This is a genomic window from Streptomyces iconiensis (assembly GCF_028657195.3).
In the GTDB taxonomy this organism is placed as follows: Bacteria; Actinomycetota; Actinomycetes; order Streptomycetales; family Streptomycetaceae; genus Streptomyces; species Streptomyces iconiensis.
In genome coordinates this window covers 273039-292847 of the sequence record NZ_JANCPR020000003.1, presented here as the reverse complement: position 1 = coordinate 292847, position 19809 = coordinate 273039, and the positions used below count along the sequence as shown (strand labels likewise).

14 protein-coding genes are annotated in these 19809 nt (G+C 71.7%); 9 read left to right on the top strand and 5 right to left on the bottom strand.

From position 1 onward, the window contains the following. The first annotated feature begins 300 nt into the window (after positions 1 to 300). The gene (locus tag NMN56_RS04225) at positions 301 to 1518 is read left to right on the top strand and encodes a glycosyltransferase (protein ID WP_274045165.1); all 1218 of its coding nucleotides are present in this window, start codon (positions 301 to 303) and stop codon (positions 1516 to 1518) included. Between the two features lie 81 nt (positions 1519 to 1599). On the opposite strand, the gene NMN56_RS04220 is transcribed toward NMN56_RS04225, so the two are convergent. Continuing rightward, positions 1600 to 1788 (bottom strand): hypothetical protein, encoded by a 189-nt coding sequence (locus NMN56_RS04220; protein WP_274045166.1) that lies wholly within the window; start codon positions 1786 to 1788, stop codon positions 1600 to 1602. A gap of 330 nt (positions 1789 to 2118) precedes the next feature. Next, positions 2119 to 3504, bottom strand: coding sequence for a cryptochrome/photolyase family protein (locus NMN56_RS04215; RefSeq protein ID WP_274045167.1), 1386 nt, complete (start codon positions 3502 to 3504; stop codon positions 2119 to 2121). Between the two features lie 98 nt (positions 3505 to 3602). Here NMN56_RS04215 and NMN56_RS04210 point away from each other — a divergent pair, with 98 nt between their 5' ends. Beyond that, positions 3603 to 4052 (top strand): hypothetical protein, encoded by a 450-nt coding sequence (locus NMN56_RS04210; protein ID WP_274045168.1) that lies wholly within the window; start codon positions 3603 to 3605, stop codon positions 4050 to 4052. Between the two features lie 694 nt (positions 4053 to 4746). Here the strand turns inward: NMN56_RS04210 and NMN56_RS04205 are convergent. Both NMN56_RS04205 and NMN56_RS04200 read right to left on the bottom strand, forming a co-directional pair. Beyond that, positions 4747 to 6567 (bottom strand): adenine deaminase C-terminal domain-containing protein, encoded by a 1821-nt coding sequence (locus tag NMN56_RS04205; protein ID WP_274045169.1) that lies wholly within the window; start codon positions 6565 to 6567, stop codon positions 4747 to 4749. A gap of 157 nt (positions 6568 to 6724) precedes the next feature. Then, a complete protein-coding gene (locus NMN56_RS04200; protein ID WP_274045170.1) occupies positions 6725 to 8161 on the bottom strand; it encodes an NCS2 family permease in 1437 nt (478 codons plus the stop codon). A 731-nt stretch (positions 8162 to 8892) separates the two neighbouring features. Between NMN56_RS04200 and NMN56_RS04195 the strand changes: the two genes are divergently transcribed. The 7 genes from NMN56_RS04195 to NMN56_RS04165 all read left to right on the top strand — a co-directional run bounded on the left by NMN56_RS04195 (position 8893) and on the right by NMN56_RS04165 (position 17933). After that, a complete protein-coding gene (locus NMN56_RS04195) occupies positions 8893 to 9906 on the top strand; it encodes a LacI family DNA-binding transcriptional regulator (RefSeq protein WP_274045171.1) in 1014 nt (337 codons plus the stop codon). A 555-nt stretch (positions 9907 to 10461) separates the two neighbouring features. After that, the gene (locus tag NMN56_RS04190) at positions 10462 to 11652 is read left to right on the top strand and encodes an ROK family transcriptional regulator (protein ID WP_274045172.1); all 1191 of its coding nucleotides are present in this window, start codon (positions 10462 to 10464) and stop codon (positions 11650 to 11652) included. Between the two features lie 485 nt (positions 11653 to 12137). Continuing rightward, positions 12138 to 13472 carry an ABC transporter substrate-binding protein gene (locus NMN56_RS04185; protein WP_274045173.1) on the top strand — a complete coding sequence of 445 codons (1335 nt, stop codon included), beginning with the start codon at positions 12138 to 12140 and terminating at the stop codon, positions 13470 to 13472. 10 nt (positions 13473 to 13482) lie between these two features. Further along, positions 13483 to 14541, top strand: a complete 1059-nt coding sequence (locus NMN56_RS04180; RefSeq protein WP_274045174.1) for a carbohydrate ABC transporter permease — start codon at positions 13483 to 13485, stop codon at positions 14539 to 14541. 34 nt (positions 14542 to 14575) lie between these two features. Further along, on the top strand, positions 14576 to 15517 hold the full coding sequence (locus NMN56_RS04175) for a carbohydrate ABC transporter permease (RefSeq protein ID WP_430542464.1): 942 nt from the start codon (positions 14576 to 14578) through the stop codon (positions 15515 to 15517). A 5-nt stretch (positions 15518 to 15522) separates the two neighbouring features. Further along, complete coding sequence (locus NMN56_RS04170; protein ID WP_274045176.1) at positions 15523 to 16788, top strand: 6-phospho-beta-glucosidase; 1266 nt, start codon at positions 15523 to 15525, stop codon at positions 16786 to 16788. Beyond that, positions 16779 to 17933 (top strand): N-acetylglucosamine kinase, encoded by a 1155-nt coding sequence (locus NMN56_RS04165; RefSeq protein WP_430542459.1) that lies wholly within the window; start codon positions 16779 to 16781, stop codon positions 17931 to 17933. The genes NMN56_RS04170 and NMN56_RS04165 overlap by 10 nt, the downstream gene beginning before the upstream one ends. Before the next feature lie 9 nt (positions 17934 to 17942). Here the strand turns inward: NMN56_RS04165 and NMN56_RS04160 are convergent, their stop codons facing one another. After that, the gene (locus tag NMN56_RS04160) at positions 17943 to 19766 is read right to left on the bottom strand and encodes an alkyl/aryl-sulfatase (RefSeq protein WP_274045177.1); all 1824 of its coding nucleotides are present in this window, start codon (positions 19764 to 19766) and stop codon (positions 17943 to 17945) included. Positions 19767 to 19809: the final 43 nt, after the last annotated feature.

Here is a 19809-nt window from a genome sequence, read left to right as displayed (position 1 = left end):
CCGTTCCGCCCTGTTTTCCCCGCAGAGCGACGCATTCGCCATGCGCGGAGCAACGCGCGTTCGCCATGCGCGGAGCAACGGGAGTGGCCATGCGAGGGGCCACGCTGAGGAGGGCGTGCGCGCTGGGCAGCGGGACGCCGACGCCGTCGATCTACGGGTGCCGACGCCGTCGTTCTGCGCGAAGGAGTTGCCACTCCTTGCCACTCTCAAGCTATAGCGCGACAGGGGGCTTGCGGCAAGACCCGTGCTGTGCAGCAGGATGGGCGGACCAGTCCATGACCTGCGGAAACGGGGTGCGGTATGCGTGTGGTGCTGTCGACGTGGGGCTCGCGAGGAGATGTCGCACCGCTGGCGGGGCTGGCGGTGGGATTACGGGAACTCGGCGCGCAGGTGCGGGTGTGCGCGCCGCCGGACGAGGAGTTCGCGACGCTGCTGGCCCGTGTCGGCGTGCCCTTGGTGCCGCTCGGCCCGACGGTACGTTCGGTGATCGCCGGCCCGAGGCCACCGACGAGGGAAGCCGCGTTCCGGCTCGCCCCCGAACTGGTCGCCGCGCGGTTCCGCACACTCGCCGCTGCGGCCGAGGGGTGTAACGCGCTGCTGGCGACCGGTCTGATGCCCGCCGGAGCACGGGACGTGGCCGAGAAACTGGGCATCCGCTACGTGTTCGCGTGCTTCCACACCTTCGGACTGCCGTCGCGGCGCTTCCCTCCGGGGTCGCGACCGGGCAAGCCGTCCTCGCCTGACGAGACCGACAACCGGGTGCTGTGGGAGCAGGACGCCCAGAGGGTGAACGCGTTGTACGGCGAGGCCCTCAACAGCCATCGCGCGGCGATCGGCCTGCCGCCGGTGGACAACGTCCGCGCCCACGTCCTCACCGACCGGCCATGGCTGGCGGCCGACGCGACGCTGTGTCCTTCTCAGGGCATGACGGACCTCGACGTGGTACAGACCGGGGCATGGATCCTGCCCGACGAACGCCCGCTCCCCGCCGAGTTGGAGGCGTTCCTCGACGCCGGTGCGCCGCCGGTGCACGTGGGCTTCGGCAGCATGCCCATGCGCGCCTCGGCGGACGCCGCCACGGTGGCCATCGGGGCGGTACGCGCGCGGGGCCGCCGCGTGCTCCTCGCCCGCGGCTGGGCCAACCTGGCCCCGGTCGACGACGGCGCCGACTGCTTCCTCGTCGGCGAGGTCAACCAGCAGACACTGTTCCCCCGGGTCGCAGCCGTCGTACACCACGGCGGCGCCGGCACCACAACGACCGCCGCACGGGCCGCCGCACCCCAAGTGATCGTCCCTCAGATCGCTGATCAGCCGTACTGGGCAGCCCGAGTCGCCGAACTGGGCATCGGCGCCGCACACGAAGGCCCGGTCCCGACCACCGAATCCCTGACCGCCGCACTCACCACGGCCCTCGCCCCCGGGACCCGTACCCGAGCGACCACCGTCGCCGGCACCATCCGCACCGACGGCGCGCAGGTGGCCACGGAACTGCTGCTCGGCACAACCGGCCCGGGGTAGGCAGCCCGCGTGCGCATGAACCGCGCGGACGCCGAAGCCTGGCACCGACGAGGCAGCTCCGGCTTCCAGGTCCAGCCGCGTTCAGGGTGCTTGGCGCCCGCGCTCGGCGATCTCCTCGTCCGCCACGGCGATGGCCGCGTCGGCCCGGACGTACCAGACTTCGCGCCGGGCCGGAGCCAGCCCTGCCCAGGGGTGCCGCTCCGCACTGAAGCCGAGCGTGGCGTACAGCGCCTTCGCGTACCGTTCGCGGCGCTCGTCTTCGTCGTTCACCAGATCGCCCTTTCTCGGTGCGGATACGGGATACGGAGTTCGGGACGGGCCGACCGTGGGCCAACGCCAAGGTCAACATAGCCGCCTTCGCACGTATCCCCTCGGCTGCCCCTGCCGGTGGCCTCGCTCGCCTGCCGTACCGACCGCCACCGGCTCACATGGCCTGTCGGTCGCGGTCCGCCTCCCGTACGCCGAGTACGTCGGCGTTGTGCTCGCCCAGGACGGGTGCGGGGGGGGTGCGGGGGTGCGGAACATGTGCAGGCCGGTGCCGCAGGTGGCCGGGAAGCGGGCCGGCGGGCCGGTGGGCGGGGCGCGTGAGGAGGACGGGTGTCAGTCCGCGAGGCCGCGGGCCTGGCGGAAGCGGGCGAGTCCGTCGTCCAGCGCGACGATGGGCTCGGGGTAGTCGTAGGTGGCGCGCTCGCGGGCCGGGAGCTTCCACGGCTCGTGGACGGCCGCGCCTTCGAGCCCGGCGAGTTCGGGGACCCAGCGGCGTACGTAGGAGCCGCCGGGGTCGTAACGCAGCGCCTGGCGCACCGGGTTGAGCACCCGGTTGGGCCGGGTGTCGTTGCCCGTGCCCGCGACCCACTGCCAGTTGAGCTGGTTGTTGGCCACGTCACCGTCGACGAGCAGATCGAGGAAGTGGCGGGCGCCGACGCGCCAGTCCACATACAGCGTCTTGGCCAGGAAGCTCGCGGTCAGCAGCCTGCCCCGGTTGTGCATCCAGCCCTCGTGGCGGAGCTGGCGCATCGCCGCGTCCACCACCGGGTAGCCCGTCAGCCCTGACCGCCACGCCTCCACCTCGCACCCGGCTTCCTCCTCGGTGCGCCAACTGTCGCCCTTGTCACGGTAGTTGTGGTCGGCGGCGGCGGGGCGGGCGGCCAGTACCTGATGGTGGAAGTCGCGCCAGCACACCTGCCGTACGAAGGCGTCGGCCCCGGCCCCGCCGACGCGCCGCGCGCGGTGGACGACTTCGGCGGCCGAGAGCGTGCCGAAGTGCAGATGCGGTGACAGGCGCGAGGTGCTGTCACCCGCGAGGTCGTCGTGCTGGTCCTCGTAGGCGCCGACCGGCCCGCGCAGCCAGGCGTTCATCCGACGGCGGCCGGTCTTCTCACCGCCCCGCGCCAGCGCGGGCGAGACGCCCGCGACCTCGTCACGCGCCGGGACCTCCTCGGTACGGACGCCGTCGGGCACGGTCACCGAACGCGGCGCGTGCAGCGGCGAACGAAGACTCTCCTGGGCCCAGCGGCGCGCGTAAGGGGTGAACACCGCGAAGTGGTCGGCGCCCGCGCTGCCGGTGGGTACGACGGCACCGGGCGGTACGGCCGTGACCACGGCGTCATGCACAGCCAGCCCCAATCCCCGTTCCCCTAGCGCCACTCCGAGCCGCTCCTCGCGGGTCCGTGCGTAGCCGCTGACCCCGGCTGCCATGTGCACCTCGGCGGCATCGGCCTCCCGGGCGACCTCGCACACCTCCTCGACGACATCACCGGAGCGCACGACGAGGTGGCCGCCTCTGGCGTGCAACCCGTCGTCCAGGTCGGCCAGGCAGTCGGCGAGGAACGCACGCCGGTTCGGAACGTCGAACCCGGCGTCGGCGATGCCCCGGTCCCGGACGAAGAGGGGCACGATCCTGTCGTGCCTGGCGAGCGCGGCGCACAGCGGCGGATGGTCGTGCAGGCGCAGGTCGGAGGTGAACAGGACAACGGCGGTGGTCATGAGTTCCTTTCGCCCGGGTCGTCGCAGGCCGTACTCGTACGGAGGCCGGTGGCTGACAAAATGCGCGCAGCCGGACGGATGACTGAAGGAGTGAGCTCGTGCGCGTAGGACTCTTGCGGGCGGTGGGAGCGGCGACCGCCCTCTACGGCCTGGCGGTGACGGCACGCCCCGGGCTGCTCGCCCGGCCTTCCGGCCTGGTGGAGGCGGACGGCAGCACGGCCCTCGCGACCCGCACGTCGCTGCGTCCGCTGGCCTGGCGGGACATGGCCAGCGGCCTGGCCCTGATGACAGCGCCCCAGGGCGACGCGCTGCGAACCGCCGCATGGGTACGGATGGCCGCCGACTTCGGTGACGCGGCGCTGCTGGGCGCCACGCTGCCCGGACGGGGGCGCCGGGCGGGTGCGGTCGCCGTCTCGGTGGGCTGGGGCGCACTGTCGGCGTGGGCCCTGCTGGCCCCCACCGAACCGGCCACGCGCCCCACCCGCTCCCGCTCCGGGTCCGGGTCCGGGTCCGGGTCCGGGTCCGGGTCCGGGTCCGGGTCCTCCTGATCCGAGTCCGGGGCCTGATCCGGGCCCGGTTCCGGGTCCTGCTCCGGTTCCGGGTCCGGGCAACCGGTCGTCTGATTCCCGCCCGTCGTTCACGTCGACGTATCGCGGGCCGGGCGGGCCGGGTGCGCCCGGGTGCGCCGCACGGGCCGCACGCACCGCACCGGATGGAGCGGCTGCGGCACAACGGGGCGAAGGTGCGACGGTGCCGAAGGGGCCGAAGGTGCGGCACATCGTGCGTCCTCTCCTGGCGGGGTTCCGGGCCCCTCGGAGCCTCCGGGCCCCCGGGTCCTCGGCCGGGCTTACTGACCGGACGCGGCGCGTCTACACGCGCCGCACCATGGTGGTAAGCAGCCGACCACGGAGACCCGCTGAACCCCGCGCAAGCGGGCCGCCGGCCGACCCGAACGGCGCAACAGGCCGCCTCCTCGCGCTCCCTGGCGCGACAGGCCGCACGCTTCGCGTCTCCCGCGAAGGGCATCGCTCAGCGGGCCTCTCCCGGGAACGCCGCTCGGATCCGCTCCCCTTGCAGGTCCCGGTGTCTGGGGCCTGCCGGGGGCCCGAGGGCGCGGGGCAGCGCCGCGCTCCTTCCCTCGCCTTCCCTCGCCTCGCCTCGCCTCGCCTCGCCTGGCCCCGCCTGGCCCCGCCTGGCCTGGCCTGGCCTGAAGGTGCGTACCGGGTCGTTCGGAGGCAGCGCTCAGGCCGCGTCCACCACGCCGGTGACCGGGTCGCGGCGGGCGACGTCGACCAGCGACATGTCGGTGATCTTGAGGCTGGGTGACACGGCGAGGGTGAGCGTCGAGACGCTCATGAAGGGGTTCAGGTGCCGCCAGCCCCACTCCTCCAGCGCCGTACGCACCTCCCGGGCACGTGCGGCCACTTCGTGCGCGGGCGCCGGTGACATCACACCGCCCACGGGCAGCGCCAGCCGCGCGACGGTGTCGACAGCCACGCCGCCGTCACCGTCCCGGCCCGGCGCATGCCGCGCGTCTCCGTCCCCCGCTTCCCGGACGCCGGGTTCCCGTACCGCCGTGTCCACGACGGAATCCCGTACGGCCGCTTCCCGTACGACCGCGACGCCTCCGCCGTCGGCCACCACCTGGGACGAGGCAGCGGCCATCGCGGTGCGGGACGTGCCTACGGTGAGCAGGTTGTGGCTGTCGTGCGCGTATGTCGTGGCGACCGCGCCCGCCGCCAGTTCAGGGCCGAGCAGTGGCGCGAAGACGGTGCCCTCGCGCCCGTAGCGGTTGCGTACCCGTGCCAGCGCCGTGCGGCCCTCCCAGAGCACTTCGCCGTCGGCGACGGGCAGTTCGAGTTCCACGGCCTCGGTGTACGTGTCACGCAGATTGATGCGCATGGCGCGGAAGGTGTGTGTTCCGTCCGGCAGCGCGACCCGCCAGCGGAACGCGTCCTCGTCCTGCGCCTCCACGTGCACCGTGCCCTCCAGGCCGCCGCCCGAGGTCGCCGCCGCTTCCTCGGCCGGCCGGCCTTCGCGGGCCACGACGCGTCCGCCCGCCAGTACGACGGCCGGATCGAACTCCGCGAGTTCCCCGCGCAGCAGCACCAGGTCGGCGCGCTTGCCGGGTGCGACGACACCGCGGTCGTACAGGCGCAGCCGCTGCGCCGGCGTCCACGTCAGCGCGCGCAGCACCACGGTGGGCGGCAGCCCAGCGCGTACCGCGGTCCGCGCGATGTGGTCCAGGTGGCCTGCCGTGACGATGTGGTCGGCGGCCAGGTCGTCGGTGACCAGGCAGAACGGGGGGAGCTGCGGGAGCGCGAGCAGCGCCTCGACGACTTCCGGCAGCAGGCACTTCTCCTGGAGCATCATCAGCATGCCCATACGCGCCTTCTCCAGGACGACTTCGGTCCGGTTCTTGGTGTGGTCCGAGTCGATACCGGTTGCCATGTAGGCGCTCAGATCGGCACCGCTCAGGTTCGGGCAGTGCCCGTCGAGCAGTACGCCCTGCTCGCGTGCGGCGCCGACGATGCCGCGCATCCGGGGCTCGTCACCGACAACGGCGCGGTAGTCCATGACCTCGCCCAGCGCCACCACGCCGGGCCAGCGCAGCATGGCCGCGATGTCCTCGGCGCTCAGGTTGGCCCCCGAGTGTTCGAGCCCTTCGACGGCGGGGACGCAGGAAGGCACGCCCCACAGTTGGGTCTGCGCCGTCTCACGGCCCTCATCGATCATCCAGCGCATCGCGTCGGCACCGGCCACGTTCACGATCTCGTGCGGGTCGGCCAGGACGGTCGTCGTCCCCCGCGCGAGCGTGACCGAGGCGAAGGTGCGCGGTGTGAGGAAGGCGCTCTCGATGTGCATGTGCGCGTCCACGAAGCCGGGTGCGACGAGCATGCCGCTCGCGTCGATGTGTTCGCGCGCCTCGCCCGGCGTACCGGGCGGGACGACCCCGCTGATGGTCTCGCCCCGCAGCAGTACGTCGGCGGCGAACTCCTCGCCCGTGAAGGCCGAGACGACCCTCCCCCCGCTGATGCGGATGTCGTGCTGGTGCTCAGTCATGTGATGCGCTTCCTTCGGATACGTACGGGAATCTCGCGGGCCCTCGCGGACCTCGCGGGCCCTTGCGCCGCCGGTGTTCGGGGCCTTGGCCCTGCCGGGCGGTGTCGGGCCCTGCCGGGCGGTGTCGGGTGCCTGGCAGGCGGTGTCCTGGGCCCTGCTAGACGAGTGTGTAGAAGTAGTAGCCGAGCGGGATCATGACGATCCACAGGCCCCACGGCAGTTCCCTGAAACGGCCCGCAGCGGCCTTGACGAGGACGTGCGCGGTGAGGCCGACGGCGATGCCCGTGCCGAAGTTGCCGAAGAAGACCGTGGTGGCCACCAGCATCGCGGCGGGCAGCGCGTTGGTGGGCTCGGTGAAGTCCACCTTGCGCAGGGCGCCCAGCATGTTGAGGCCGATGTACATCAGCACGGGCGCCGTCGCGGCCGAGGGGATCAGCGTCGCGAACGGCGTGATCAGCAGCAGCGCGGCGAACCCACAGGCCGCGACGGCGGACGACAGCCCCGTACGTCCCCCGCTGTCAGCGCCTGCCGAGGACTCCAGGTACGCGGTCATGCTCGGCGCCCCCAGTCCGGCGCCGCCGATCACGGCTGCCGAGTCGACGTAGAAGGGGCGCCGCATGCGCGGCAGGTTGCCTTGCGCGTCGAGCAGCCCGGCACGACCCGAGACGGCCAGCAGGGTGCCCGTCATCGAGAAGAACTCCGAGACGAAGAAGGCGAAGATGTACGGGAAGTACTCCGGCTTGAGCGCGCCCAGGATGTCGACGTGGAAGGCCACGGCGCCCGGGCTGTCCGGGGCTCCGAAGAGATGGTCGGGCACCTCGGTGACCCCGGCCGGGATTCCGGCCAGCGTCACGGCGGCGATGGTGATCAGGAACGCGCCCGGAACCTTGCGCGAGGAGAGCGCGGTGAGCAGCACCAGCCCGCCGAGCGCGAGCAGTGCTGGCGCCGAGGAGAGGGCACCGAGGGTGAGGCTGTCGCTGTCGGGCTTTGCCACGACGAGGCCGCTGTCGCGGAAGCCGAGAAGCGCGATGTAGAGGCCGAGGCCCGCGCTGATGGCGTACTTGAGGTTGATCGGCATCAGCCGCGTGATCAGATCCCGGATGCCGAAGACCGTCAGCAGCAGGAACGCCACACCGGACCACAGCACCATGCCGAGCGCCGCGTCCCAGGGCACGTGGTCCTGCCCCACCAGGGTCACGGCCACCAGTGCGACACCGCCGAGGCCGGGTGCCAGCACGAAGGGCAGGTTGGCGAAGAGCCCCATGCCGAGGGTGGCCAGGGCGATGGAGAGGATCACCGCGGTGGTCACGGGACCGTGCGGCATCCCGGCCTTGGCGAGCTGCCCCGGCACGACGACGGCGGCATAGGCCGTCGCCACGAACATGGACAGACCGGCGACGATCTCGGTACGCGGGTTGCTGCCCCGCGCGCGCATCTGGAACCAGCGCTCCAGTCGCGAGCCACCGCCCTCCTGGGGTGCCGGGTCGGCCGTGGTGGCGGTCGCGGTGGCGGCCGTTGTGGCGGTCGCGGCGGACTCCGCCTGCGCCCCGGGCTCCGAGGGCTGTGGCTTGTCGGCACGTCGGTCTTGGGGCATCGCTACCTCGGCGGCTGGTACGGGCAGGCCGCGGTGTGCGGCGTACGGGGACCCGGCCGTCCGCGACCTGGGGCACGGCGACCCGCTGTACGGCGACCCGCTGTACGGCGAGACACCGAACGGCGGGATGGCCGAACGGCGCGCTGCCGAACGGCGAACCGCCGAACCGCAAGACGCCACATGTGCGGCGCCGATGCGCGGTGTGCGGTGGTGGCGCATGCCGATGCAATCGGTTGCAGAGACCGGTTGCAGCTAGGATGACATGGACCGGCCCGCGCGGGAACCCCATTCCGTTCCGGTGCGCGTGCGGCTCGGGAACTCGTCGCGCGACCAGGCACGTTCCGCATACTGTTCCCCAGACCTCTCCGGTCGGACGGAGGACGTACTACGGGCCACTGCGGACTGCGGACCGCGGACCGCGGACCGCGGACTGTATACAGGCGATCGCGGCGGGCGACGGAGGTTGCCCGGGCCTTCGGTCGGCCGGTGTTCGAGCTGGTCCGACCGGTACAGGTGCGGTGCGACCGAGTCCGGACTGGCCCGAATCGGGTGGACCGGGATCGAGTGGACCGTGATCGGGTGGACCCGAACCGGGCGAGCCCCGAGCCGGGCGGACCCGAACCGGGCGGGGCGTGAGCCTCGGGCGCCGGTCCAGGTTGGCCGGTGTCCCCGGGTGGGGCGAAGGCGCATGCGACGGCGGATGCGGAACGGCGGGCGGGAGGAGCGCGAGGGTGTCGACACTGGCGGATGTGGCCAGGGAAGCGGGGGTGTCCAAGGCCACCGCCTCACGGGCGATGATGCGCCCCGACATGGTGGCGGCCTCCACCCTCGAACGCGTACGCGCCGCGGCCGAACGCCTCGGCTTCCAGCCCAACCGCGCGGCCCGCGCGCTCACCACGGGACGCACGGGCATGCTCGGTCTGATCGTTCCGACGCTGGCCAACCCGTTCTTCTCCCCCCTGGTCCTGGGCGCCCAGCGCGCGGCGGAGGAGACCGACAACCACCTGCTCATCGGGGTGTCCGAGTACGACGCCGCGCGGGAGAGCGCACTCGCGGGACGGCTGTGCGAACAGGCCGACGGGCTGGTCATGGTCGCCCCCGTCGGCAGCGACGCCTCGCTGCGCGCGCAGGCGTCGCACCGTCCCCTCGTTCTGGTCGACCGCCGCGTCGGCCGGCTGCCCGCCGTCGTGCTGGACACCTCGGCCGGCACCGCTGCTCTCGTACAGCACCTGTGCGCCTTCGGCCACCGCGAGATCGCCTACGTCTCGGGGCCGGCAGGCTCCTGGGCGGACGCCGAGCGCCGCACGGCGGCCACCGAGCAGGCCGAGGCCGACGGTGGACGGCTGCACATCCTCGGACCCCTGGACCCGACATTCGATGCCGGTGTGGCAGCCGCGCGCCAACTGCCCCCGTCCGTCACGGGAGTTGTGGCGTACAACAGTTACCTGGCGCTCGGGCTTCTGCACGGCCTGACGGCCGCGGGTATCCATGTGCCCCGCGATCTGAGCCTGGCGGCAGCCGACGACCTGAACGCACTCGGGGCGACCGACCCACCCGTCACCGCGCTGGACGTACCCGTCGAGGAGGCCGGAGCGCTCGCCGTCGCCCGCCTCCTGGAGGTGCACGCGGGCACCCGCCGTACCGTCACCACGCGCCTCCCCACCCACGTTCTGCCCCGTGGCTCGACGGCACCCCCGCCCGGCACCGCCGCCAGGACGCCACACGGCGCCGGGCACGGTGCGTGAACCCCGACGCAGCGCCACACCACACTCACGGCACGGGGCACCCCTGGCCCCGCTCACCTATGGCACCGGGCACCCCTGGCACCAGGTTCGCCCGACGCCGGGTATGCCTGGCACCGGTTTCGCCCGCCGCCGGGTACGCCTAACTCCGTGGCCGCCCAACGCTGTGGCCGCCGGGCACCTGGGCCACCTGACGCCGGGCGTGGGCGGGGCCGAGCCCTGGACCTCACCAATTGTCCGCGCCAGCAGGGGCGTTGAACGACGGTGCCGCACCCGGCCGCACCGACGGTCCCCGCACGGTTGATCGCCGGAACTGCGATCACGCCGCCAACACGCCCACGGGACGGTGGCATGTCGTTCCGCTCGCCGTACCGATTCAGACGTGCCCCATGGGCCGTAGCGGAGGTGGCTCCGCGCATTACAACTCGGTTGTTTCCGTGCCGGGCCATTGACGTAGGCGGCGGCGGAGTTCTAGGTTCCCGGCGTCGGTAGGAAAGTTTCCTAACGAGTGCCGCCCGGGTGCTTCCGCATGGGCGGCTCGCATGGACGGGGCACGTCATGGCCACACACGCAGACCCGAGCGGCAGCGGCACAGCCGGAACCCCGGGCACGCCGCGCGTACTGCGCGCGATGAACGACAGGGCAGCGCTCGATCTGCTCGTGGCCCACGGCACCCTCACCCGCACCCGGCTCAGCGAACTCACAGGGCTGTCCAAGCCCACCGCCTCCCAACTCCTGCGCCGGCTCACCGAGATGGGGCTCGTACGCGCACGCAGCAAGGAGCGGGGCAAGCCGGGGCCGAGCGCGATGCTGTACGAGATCGAGCCGAAGGCCGCCCATGTGGCGGCGCTGTCGGCCGATCCCCACGGCGTCTCGGCCGTGGTCGCCGACATCGCGGGCACGGTCGTCGGGCACGCCCGCGTGGAGGCGGACTCCGTGGCCGAGGATGTGCGGCACCGCACCGCGCAACTCGTCAAGGAGGCCGTCGACGGCGCCCTGGTCCAGGCCGGTCTGGGCACGGAAGAGCCGCACACCACGGTCATCGGTACGCCCGGTGCGATCGACCCGCGCACGGGCGAGCTGCGGTACGCGCCGCACCTGCCCGGCTGGCATTCCCGCACGCTGCGCGCCGAGTTGGCCGAGGTGCTCGGGACACCGGTGACCATCGACAACGACGTGAACCTCGCGGCCATGGCCGAACAGCACGAGGGCGCGGCCCAGGACCACGACAACTTCGCGCTCATCTGGGTGGACGACGGTACGGGCGCCGCCGTCGTCGTCAACGGAACGCTGCTGCGCGGCGCGACGGGCGGGGCCGGCGAGATCGGCTACATGCCGCTGCCCGGCGCCCCGCTCGCACACGGTGGCCCCGGTACGTACGCGGCTGCGGACGCGGGCGGCGGCTTCCAGAGCCTCGTGTCCGTGCCGGCCGTGCGCGGGCTCGCGCAGGGCGAGCCACTCGCCGACGCGCTCGCCGAGCCCGCTGTGCGCGAGGAGGTCGCGCGGCGGCTGGCGTCGGGCGTCGCCTCGGTGGTCGCGGTCGTCGACCCGGAGCTGGTGGTGCTGTCAGGCGCCGTACCGCAGGCGGGGGGCGAACCGCTGCGTGCCCTGGTGGAACGCGAGTTGACCGGACTCGCACTGCCCAGGCCCCTGCTGCGGGTGAGCGAACTGGACGACGACCCGATCCTGAGCGGCGCACTGCTGTCGGCGCTGGTGCAGGCGCGTGACCACGTGTTCGACACCACGTGACCGGGCCGCCGCGAAGCTGGCCCTGGCACCGAACCGGTCCTGGCACCGATCCGGTTCCGGCGGCGGCCCGGTTCTGGTGACGGTGATGGTGATGGTGACGACGGTCGACAACCGACCGCCGACCGTCGGCCGCCGACCACCGCTCGCTGGCCGTCGCCCGTCGACCGTCGACCGTCGGCCGTCGGCCGTCGGCCACCGTTCGTCGACCGCTGCCTCCTCGACCGTCGACCGCTGGCCGTTGCCGGTTGCCTCCCGACTGCCGCTCGTTACCCGCTACTCGTTGCCCGTCGCCCGTCGCCCGTCGACCACCGCTCGTCGGCGGTCGACAGTCGACCGCCACACACCCCGCTCCCCGCTCCCACCTTCCGCCCACTCCCCCGCTCCACCCCCACTCAGCACCCGCCCCCCACTCCGCACCCACTCCGCCCGTAACCACCCAAGAGCCGCCCTGCCGGGGGCGGCGCCCTCCCATGAAGGAGACCGCCATGCCGCCTCCGCGTCCGCGTGCCTGGCCGACCGTGCTGCTTGCCGTCGGGTTGTTGCTGACCGGCTGTGCCAATCCGAGCGTCGGGAGCGCCGACGACGATCCGAAGGCTCCCGTCACGCTGAAGTTCTGGCACGGATGGTCGGAGCCGAGTGAGGTGAAGGCCATCGACAAGAGCATCGAGCGCTTCGAGAAGCTGCACCGGAACATCGACGTCGTAGCGACCGGGAACGTCAACGACGCGACGGTCAACCAGGCCCTGCGCGCGGGCGGCGACAAGGCGCCGGATGTGGTCTCGTCGTTCACCACCAACAACGTGGGCCAGTACTGCGATTCGGGGATGTGGGCCGATCTCGACCCGTTCCTGAAGAAGAGCGGACTGGACAAGAAGAAGCTCTTCCCGAACACGCTGCTGGAGTACACGCAGTACCAGGGCACGCAGTGCGCGCTGCCGCTGCTGGCCGACGCCTTCGGGCTCTACTACAACAAGGACGCGTTCGCCAAGGCGGGCATCACGCGTCCGCCGCGCACCATGTCGGAGTTCCGCAAGGCCGCGGCCAAGCTCACACAGCGCGAGGGCCGGCACGTCAAGCGGGCCGGGTACATGCCCAACTTCCGGCTCTACCAGAACAGTCCTGACCGGATGTTCGCGCAGTGGGGTCCGCGCTACTTCGACGCGCACGGCAAGGCGCAGCTCGCGAAGGAGCCCCGCACCCGGCAGTTCTTCCGCACGATGCGCCAACTGACCGACGCACAGGGCGGGTACGGGGCGCTGGAGAGGCTGCGGCAGAGCTTCGGGGACGAGATGTCGAAGCAGAGCGGCTTCATGACGGGCAAGCTCGCGATGCATCTGGACGGTGAGTGGCGCGGGCTGATGCTCAAGGAGGCCAAGCCCGACTTCGACTGGGGTGTGGCCCCGCTGCCGGTGCCCGACAAGCAGGCCGACACCTACGGGCGCGGCTTCCTGACGGGGACGGTCGCCGGGATAGCCCACAGCAGCAAACATCAGAACGCCGCCTGGGAGCTGCTGCGCTTCCTCACCACGGACACGGACCAGGTCGTGTCGTTCGCCAACGCGATCCACAACGTGCCGTCCACGAACGCGGCACTCAACTCCCCCGACCTGGACGCCGATCCGGCCTTCCGTACGTTCCTGCGGATCGCGAAGAACCCCCACAGCCAAGCGCTTCCGCCCTCGACCACCGGCGGCCAGTACGTGACGGCCCTCCAGGACTTCGCCTACTCGGTGGAGTCGGGCAAGGAGGGCGATCTGGACGCGGGGCTGCGCGCGCTCGACCGGCAGATCGACGCCGACACCGTCCAGGCAGAGAACTAGGAGCCCGGCCATGGCACTCTCCCTCTCCTCCGGTTCCGGTTCCGGCTCCGGGCGCGGCCCTGATCGCGGCTCGGGCTCAGGCCCCGGCTCGGGCTCAGGCCCCGGCTCCCGTGACGGGTCGGCCCCGAGCACGGCGACGCTGCTGCGCCGCAAGAAGACGCGGGACAGGCTGCGTACGATCGGTTTCCTGTCGCCCTGGCTCGTGGGGTTCACGGTCTTCTTCGGATATCCGCTGGTCGCGACCGTCTACTTCTCGTTCATGCACTACAACCAGATCAAGGAGCCCACCTTCGTGGGCCTGCGGAACTGGTCGTACGTGTTCCAGGAGATGCCCCTGTTCGGCCCCGCGCTGTGGAACACGCTGTGGCTGGTCGTGGTGATGGTGGCGCTGCGGGTCGTCTTCGGCATCGGTGTGGGACTGCTGGTGACGAAGCTCAAGAGCGGGGTCGGCTTCTTCCGTACCGCGTTCTATGTGCCGTATCTGGCACCGCCCGTGGCCGCGACCGTGGCGTTCGTCTTCCTGCTCAACCCGGCTACGGGACCGGTCAACGAACTGCTCGGCGCCATCGGGATCGAGGGACCGAACTGGTTCAACGACCCGCTGTGGTCCAAGCCCTCGCTGGTGATGCTCTCGCTGTGGGGCATCGGGGACCTGATGGTCATCTTCATGGCCGCGCTGCTGGACGTGCCCAAGGAGCAGTACGAGGCGGCCGAGTTGGACGGCGCGGGTGCCTGGTCCCGGTTCCGCTACGTGACCTGGCCGAACATCACGCCGATCGTGATGTTCGCCGTGGTGACCGGTGTGGTGCAGACGATGCAGTACTACACCCAGGCACTCGTGGCCGGAAAGCTGGCATCCGGGATCACGATCGGTCCCGGCACGGTCATCCAGCCCGGCTACCCCGATCACTCGACGATCACGGTCCCGCAGCTCGTGTACCAGCTGGGCTTCCAGAACTTCAACACAGGTGCCGCCAGCGTGCTGTCGCTCGTACTGTTCGCGATCGCGATGGCTGTCACCGTACTGCTCATGCGCCGCAAGAGCGGCCTGCTGTCGGCGGAGGACTGACCCCATGACGACCCCGACGACCCCGACACCACCGATGAACCCGCAGCCGCCAGCGGCCCCGAACGCCGCGCTGCCGTCACCAGGGGCCAGGCAGCGCACGGCGGCCGGTGCGCCGTCATCCGGCTCCTCGGCTGCCGGCCGCAGTGCCCGCCGCAAGCGGGCGCTGCACTGGATAGCCGTGCACAGCATGGCGATCGCGCTGGCGCTGGCCTTCGTGCTGCCGTTCGTCTTCGTCTTCCTCACCTCGGTGATGAGCGACGGGCAGGCCATGAGCGGCGAGCTGTGGCCCACCTCCTGGCACTGGGAGAACTACACCAAGGTCTTCCGGACCCCGGGCTTCCTCGACTGGTGGCGCAACTCCCTGATGTACGCGCTGGTCGGCACCGTGTTCACGGTGTGCTCCTCCATCCCGGTCGCCTACGCGCTCGCCAAGTTCCGCTTCCGTGGCAGGCGGACGGCGATGCTGCTGGTCATCTCCACGATGATGCTGCCGCCGCAGGTGATCGTCGTGCCGATGTACCTGGTGTGGGCACAGCAGTTCCATCTGTCGGGCACGCTGTGGCCGCTGATCATCCCGATGGCCTTCGGCGACGCGTACTCGATCTTCCTGCTGCGGCAGTTCCTGCTGACGATCCCGAAGGAGTACGTGGAGTCGGCGCGGATCGACGGCTGCGGCGAGCTGCGCACGCTGCTGCGCGTCGTCGTCCCGATGGCGAAGCCCGGTATCGCGGCGATCGCGCTCTTCCAGTTCTTCTACTGCTGGAACGACTACTTCGGCCCGCAGATCTACGCGGCACAGAACCCGGGCGCCTGGACGCTCAGTTACGGGCTCGAATCGTTCAAGTCAGCACATAGTGTGGACTGGAACTTGACCATGGCGGCGACCTTGCTGGTCATGGCCCCGGTCATCATCGTCTTCTTCTTCGCACAGAAGGCCTTCGTCGAAGGCGTCACCCTCACCGGAGTAAAGGGCTGAGACACATGAAGCTCGCAGTGGTCGGCGGAGGCTCGACCTACACACCCGAACTCATCGACGGTTTCGCACGGTTGCGTGACGTGCTCCCGATCGACGAGCTGACCCTGATCGACCCGGCCGCCGAGCGGCTGGAACTCGTCGGCGGCCTGGCCCGGCGCATCTTCGCCAGGCAGGGCCACCCCGGCACCATCACGACCACGTCCGACCTGGACGCGGGCGTGGACGGCGCCGACGCCGTGCTGCTCCAGCTGCGCGTGGGCGGCCAGGCGGCCCGCGACCGCGACGAGACCTGGCCGCAGGAGTGCGGCTGCGTGGGCCAGGAGACCACGGGAGCCGGCGGCCTGGCCAAGGCGCTGCGCACCGTTCCCGTCGTCCTCGACATCGCCGAACGGGTCCGCAGGAGCAACCCCGACGCCTGGATCATCGACTTCACCAACCCCGTCGGCATCGTCACCCGCGCCCTGCTCACGGCCGGACACAAGGCGGTCGGCCTGTGCAATGTGGCGATCGGTTTCCAGCGGAAGTTCGCCAAGCTGCTGAACACCTCCCCCTCCGAGGTGCACCTCGACCACGTCGGGCTCAACCACCTCACCTGGGAGCTGGGCGTGCGCCTGGGCGGGCCCGAGGGCGCTGACGTCCTGCCCAAACTGCTGGCCGAGCACGGTGAGGCCGTCGCCGACGACCTGCACATGCCACGCTCCCTGGTCGACCGCCTCGGCGTCGTCCCCTCCTACTACCTGCGCTACTACTACGCGCACGACGAGGTGGTACGCGCCCAGCGCGGCGCCCCCACCCGGGCGGCCGAGGTGGCGGCGCTGGAGCGGGAGCTGCTGGAGATGTACGCCGATCCGGCCCTGGACACCAAGCCGGAACTTCTCGCCCGCCGCGGCGGCGCCTACTACTCGGAGGCCGCCGTCGACCTCGCGGCCTCCCTGCTGCGCGAGCGCGGCAGCACGTACCAGGCGGTGAACACCCTCAACCGGGGCACGCTGCCCTTCCTCCCCGACGACGCCGTGATCGAGACCCAGGCCCGTATCGACAAGGACGGCGCGCACCCGCTGCCCGTACCCGCGCTCGACCCGCAGTTCACCGGGCTGATCGCGCACGTGACCGCGTACGAGGACCTGGCTCTGCGTGCCGCCCTGCACGGCGGCCGTGACCGCGTCTTCAAGGCGCTGCTCGCCCATCCCCTCATCGGCCAGATCGAGTACGCCGAGCAGCTCACCGACCAGCTGCTCGCGCACAACAAGGAGCACCTGGCGTGGGCTTGAACCAACCCCGGTCCGCCGCGGAAGCCGGCTTCCGGCCGGCGCCTTCGGCGGGCGGCCCGCGTACCCCGGCCGTCCTGGCCATCGACGCGGGCAACAGCAAGACCGACGTGGCGCTGCTCGGCACCGACGGCAGCGTGCTGGGCACCGCACGCGGCGGCGGTTTCCGCCCGCCGGCCGTCGGAGTCACGGCAGCCGTCGACGTACTGGCCGAGGCCGTGGCCCGCGCCCACGCGGACGCGGGCCGCGCCCCGGCCGCTCCCGGAGCGCCCGTACCCCCCGTACAGCAAGTGATGGCCTGTCTCGCCAACGCGGATCTGCCCGTCGAGGAGGAGCAGTTGGCCACGGCTCTCATGGAGCGCGGCTGGGCCAGGAAGGTGACCGTGCACAACGACACCTTCGCCGTCCTGCGTGCCGGACTCCTCGCCCATGAGGGCGACGCCGCGCCGCGCGGCGTCGCCGTCGTGTGCGGCGCCGGCATCAACTGCGCGGGCATGCTGCCCGACGGGCGCACCACCCGCTTCCCCGCCATCGGCCGCCTCTCCGGCGACTGGGGCGGCGGAGGCGGCCTGAGCGAGGAGGCGCTGTGGCACGCCGCACGCGCCGAGGACGGCAGGGGCGAGCCGACGCTGCTGCGTACGGCGCTGCCCGCGCACTTCGGGCTGGACTCGATGTACGCGCTGATAGAGGCCCTGCACCTGGGGCGCATTCCACAGGCGAAACGCCTGGAGCTGACCCCCGTACTGTTCGGGGCAGCGGCTGAAGGTGACGCCGTCGCCCGCTCCCTGGTGGAGCGCATGGCCGAGGAGGTCGTCACCATGGTGGTCGTGGCCCTGCGCCGGCTCGGTCTGCTGGACGAGGAGGTCCCGGTCCTGCTCGGCGGCGGTGTCCTCGCCGCCGGACACCCTCTCCTCAACGGCCGCATCAACCAGCTCCTCGCCCTGCGTGCCCCGCGAGCCGTACCCCGCGTCGTGCACGCGCGGCCGGTTCTGGGCGCCTCCCTGCTGGGCCTCGACGCGCTCGGCGCCCCGCCCGACGCACACGACAGGGCACGCCACTACTTCGAGACCCGGGCACACAGCCCCGGCACGGAGACGGGCGCTGCGCCGGGGACAGGCGCGGAGGCGGGCGCTGACGTCAGGGGCTGACGGCGCGCTTCACGGGGTGACGATGGTGAAGCCCGGGTCCGGGACCGTGACGTACGAGAGGAGCCTGGCCAGCAGTTCGGGGTCGCCCTGCTGGTCGATCCCGTCGAGGCCCTCCCCCGCCAGGGCGCCGCGGAGTTGGGGCCTGGTCAGGGTGAGGGTGAGCCCCGCCATGCGCCGTGGGTGCTCGCTCAGCGGGACGGCGCGATGGGTGAGGGCACCGTTGTGGAGGGTCAGCCGGTAGCGGCGTTCCTCGTCGCTGAGGATGAGGTCGATGGCGATGTCGTCGTCCCAGGCGCGGGGGCCGTCGATACGGGCTGCCACGGAGTCGAGCAGCATCTCCGTCGTGAGGGCGGTGGCCACCTGGGGGTTCGTGGCGTCGATGGCGATACGGTGCACGCCTTGCCGCAGCTCACGGGCCGCTGTCAGGTAGAAGTTGCGCCAGGTGGCGTTCTCCATCCGGCAGCCCAGCGCGTCATAGACCTCCGCCAGGAGGTCCTTGGCTTCCTGGTTGCTCTCGTCGGCGAAGACGAGGTGGTTGAGCAGGGTCACGGCGAAGCGCAGGTCGCCTTTGGTGACGTACGCGCGTGCCTTCGTGAGCAGTTCGTCGGCGCCGCCCGCCACCTCCACGTACCGCCACGCCTGTTCGGCGGGCGGGTGCTCCCACAGGTGGGCCGGGTTGCCGTCGAACCAGCCGAGGTAACGCTGGTAGATGGCCTTGACGTTGTGGTTGAGGGAACCGTAATAGCCGCGCGCGTGCCAGGCGTTCTCCAGTGCGGGCGGCAGCCGCAGCTCCTCGGCGATCTCGGGGCCCGTCTTGCCGTCGTTGAGCATCCGCAGCGTCTGATCGTGCATGTACGCGTACAGATCGCGCTGTTCGCTGAGGAACGCCACCACTTTGTCCCGCCCCCAGGTCGGCCAGTGGTGGGAGGCGAAGGCGACGTCGTACGCCTCGTCGAAGAAGCCGATGGCCTCGTCCAGATAGCGCGCCCACATGCGCGCGTCCCGCACCGGGGCGCCGCGCAGGGTCTGGATGTTGTGCATGTTGTGCGTGGCGTTCTCGGCCAGGCACAGGGCGCGGCGGCCGGGGAAGAGGAAGTTCATCTCGGCCGGTGCCTCGGTGCCCGGGGTGAGCTGGAAGACGAGGCGCAAGCCGTCGACCGTCTCCTCCTGCCCCGTGCGGGTGATGTCGACGGTGGGCGCGATCAGGGTGATGGTGCCGGTGGAGGTCGTCAGGCCGAGACCCGCGCCGATCTGCCCCTCGGGCCCCTTCTCCAGCCGCCCGCCGTACATGAACACGGCACGGCGGGCCATCGCGTTGCCCGCGTGGACGTTCTCGCTGACGGCGTGCTCCAGGAAGCCACGGGGAGCCAGTACCGGCACGCCCTCCTCGGTGCCCGGGGGCAGGACGCCGCGCGCGCCGCCGAAGTGGTCCGCGTGCGAATGGGTGTAGAGGAGCCCGGTGACGGGCCGGTCGCCTCGGTGCCTGCGGTACAGGGCGAGCGCAGCGGCAGCGCACTCGGCGGAGAGCAGCGGGTCGATGACGAGGACGCCCCGCTCGCCCTCGACGATCGTCATGTTGGACAGGTCCAGGCCCCGCACCTGGTAGATCCCCTCGGTGACCTCGAACAGGCCCTGCCGGGAGCAGAGCTGCGCCTGCCGCCACAGGCTGGCGTCGGCCGTGCCGGGGCAGGGCCCGTCGAGGAACCCGTAGACCTCGGTGTCCCAGACGACACGGCCGTCACCGTCCTGGACGACGCCGGGGGCGAGCGCGCCCAGGAAGCCGCGGTCGGCGTCGTCGAAGTCGGTCGTGTCCTCGAAGGGGAGGCCGTTCATCCGTCGCTCCGTTCCGGGGGATCCAGAGCCATCTCAACACCAC

Excerpts from the sequence above, each read along its gene's own strand:
- NMN56_RS04200 (WP_274045170.1), bottom strand. The coding sequence starts at position 8,161 with ATGCCCCAAGACCGACGTGCCGACAAGCCACAGCCCTCGGAGCCCGGG.
- NMN56_RS04205 (WP_274045169.1), bottom strand. The coding sequence starts at position 6,567 with ATGACTGAGCACCAGCACGACATCCGCATCAGCGGGGGGAGGGTCGTC.
- NMN56_RS04175 (WP_430542464.1), top strand. The coding sequence starts at position 14,576 with ATGAACCCGCAGCCGCCAGCGGCCCCGAACGCCGCGCTGCCGTCACCA.
- NMN56_RS04160 (WP_274045177.1), bottom strand. The coding sequence starts at position 19,766 with ATGAACGGCCTCCCCTTCGAGGACACGACCGACTTCGACGACGCCGAC.
- NMN56_RS04185 (WP_274045173.1), top strand. The coding sequence starts at position 12,138 with ATGCCGCCTCCGCGTCCGCGTGCCTGGCCGACCGTGCTGCTTGCCGTC.
- NMN56_RS04180 (WP_274045174.1), top strand. The coding sequence starts at position 13,483 with ATGGCACTCTCCCTCTCCTCCGGTTCCGGTTCCGGCTCCGGGCGCGGC.
- NMN56_RS04215 (WP_274045167.1), bottom strand. The coding sequence starts at position 3,504 with ATGACCACCGCCGTTGTCCTGTTCACCTCCGACCTGCGCCTGCACGAC.
- NMN56_RS04170 (WP_274045176.1), top strand. The coding sequence starts at position 15,523 with ATGAAGCTCGCAGTGGTCGGCGGAGGCTCGACCTACACACCCGAACTC.
- NMN56_RS04190 (WP_274045172.1), top strand. The coding sequence starts at position 10,462 with ATGGCCACACACGCAGACCCGAGCGGCAGCGGCACAGCCGGAACCCCG.
- NMN56_RS04225 (WP_274045165.1), top strand. The coding sequence starts at position 301 with ATGCGTGTGGTGCTGTCGACGTGGGGCTCGCGAGGAGATGTCGCACCG.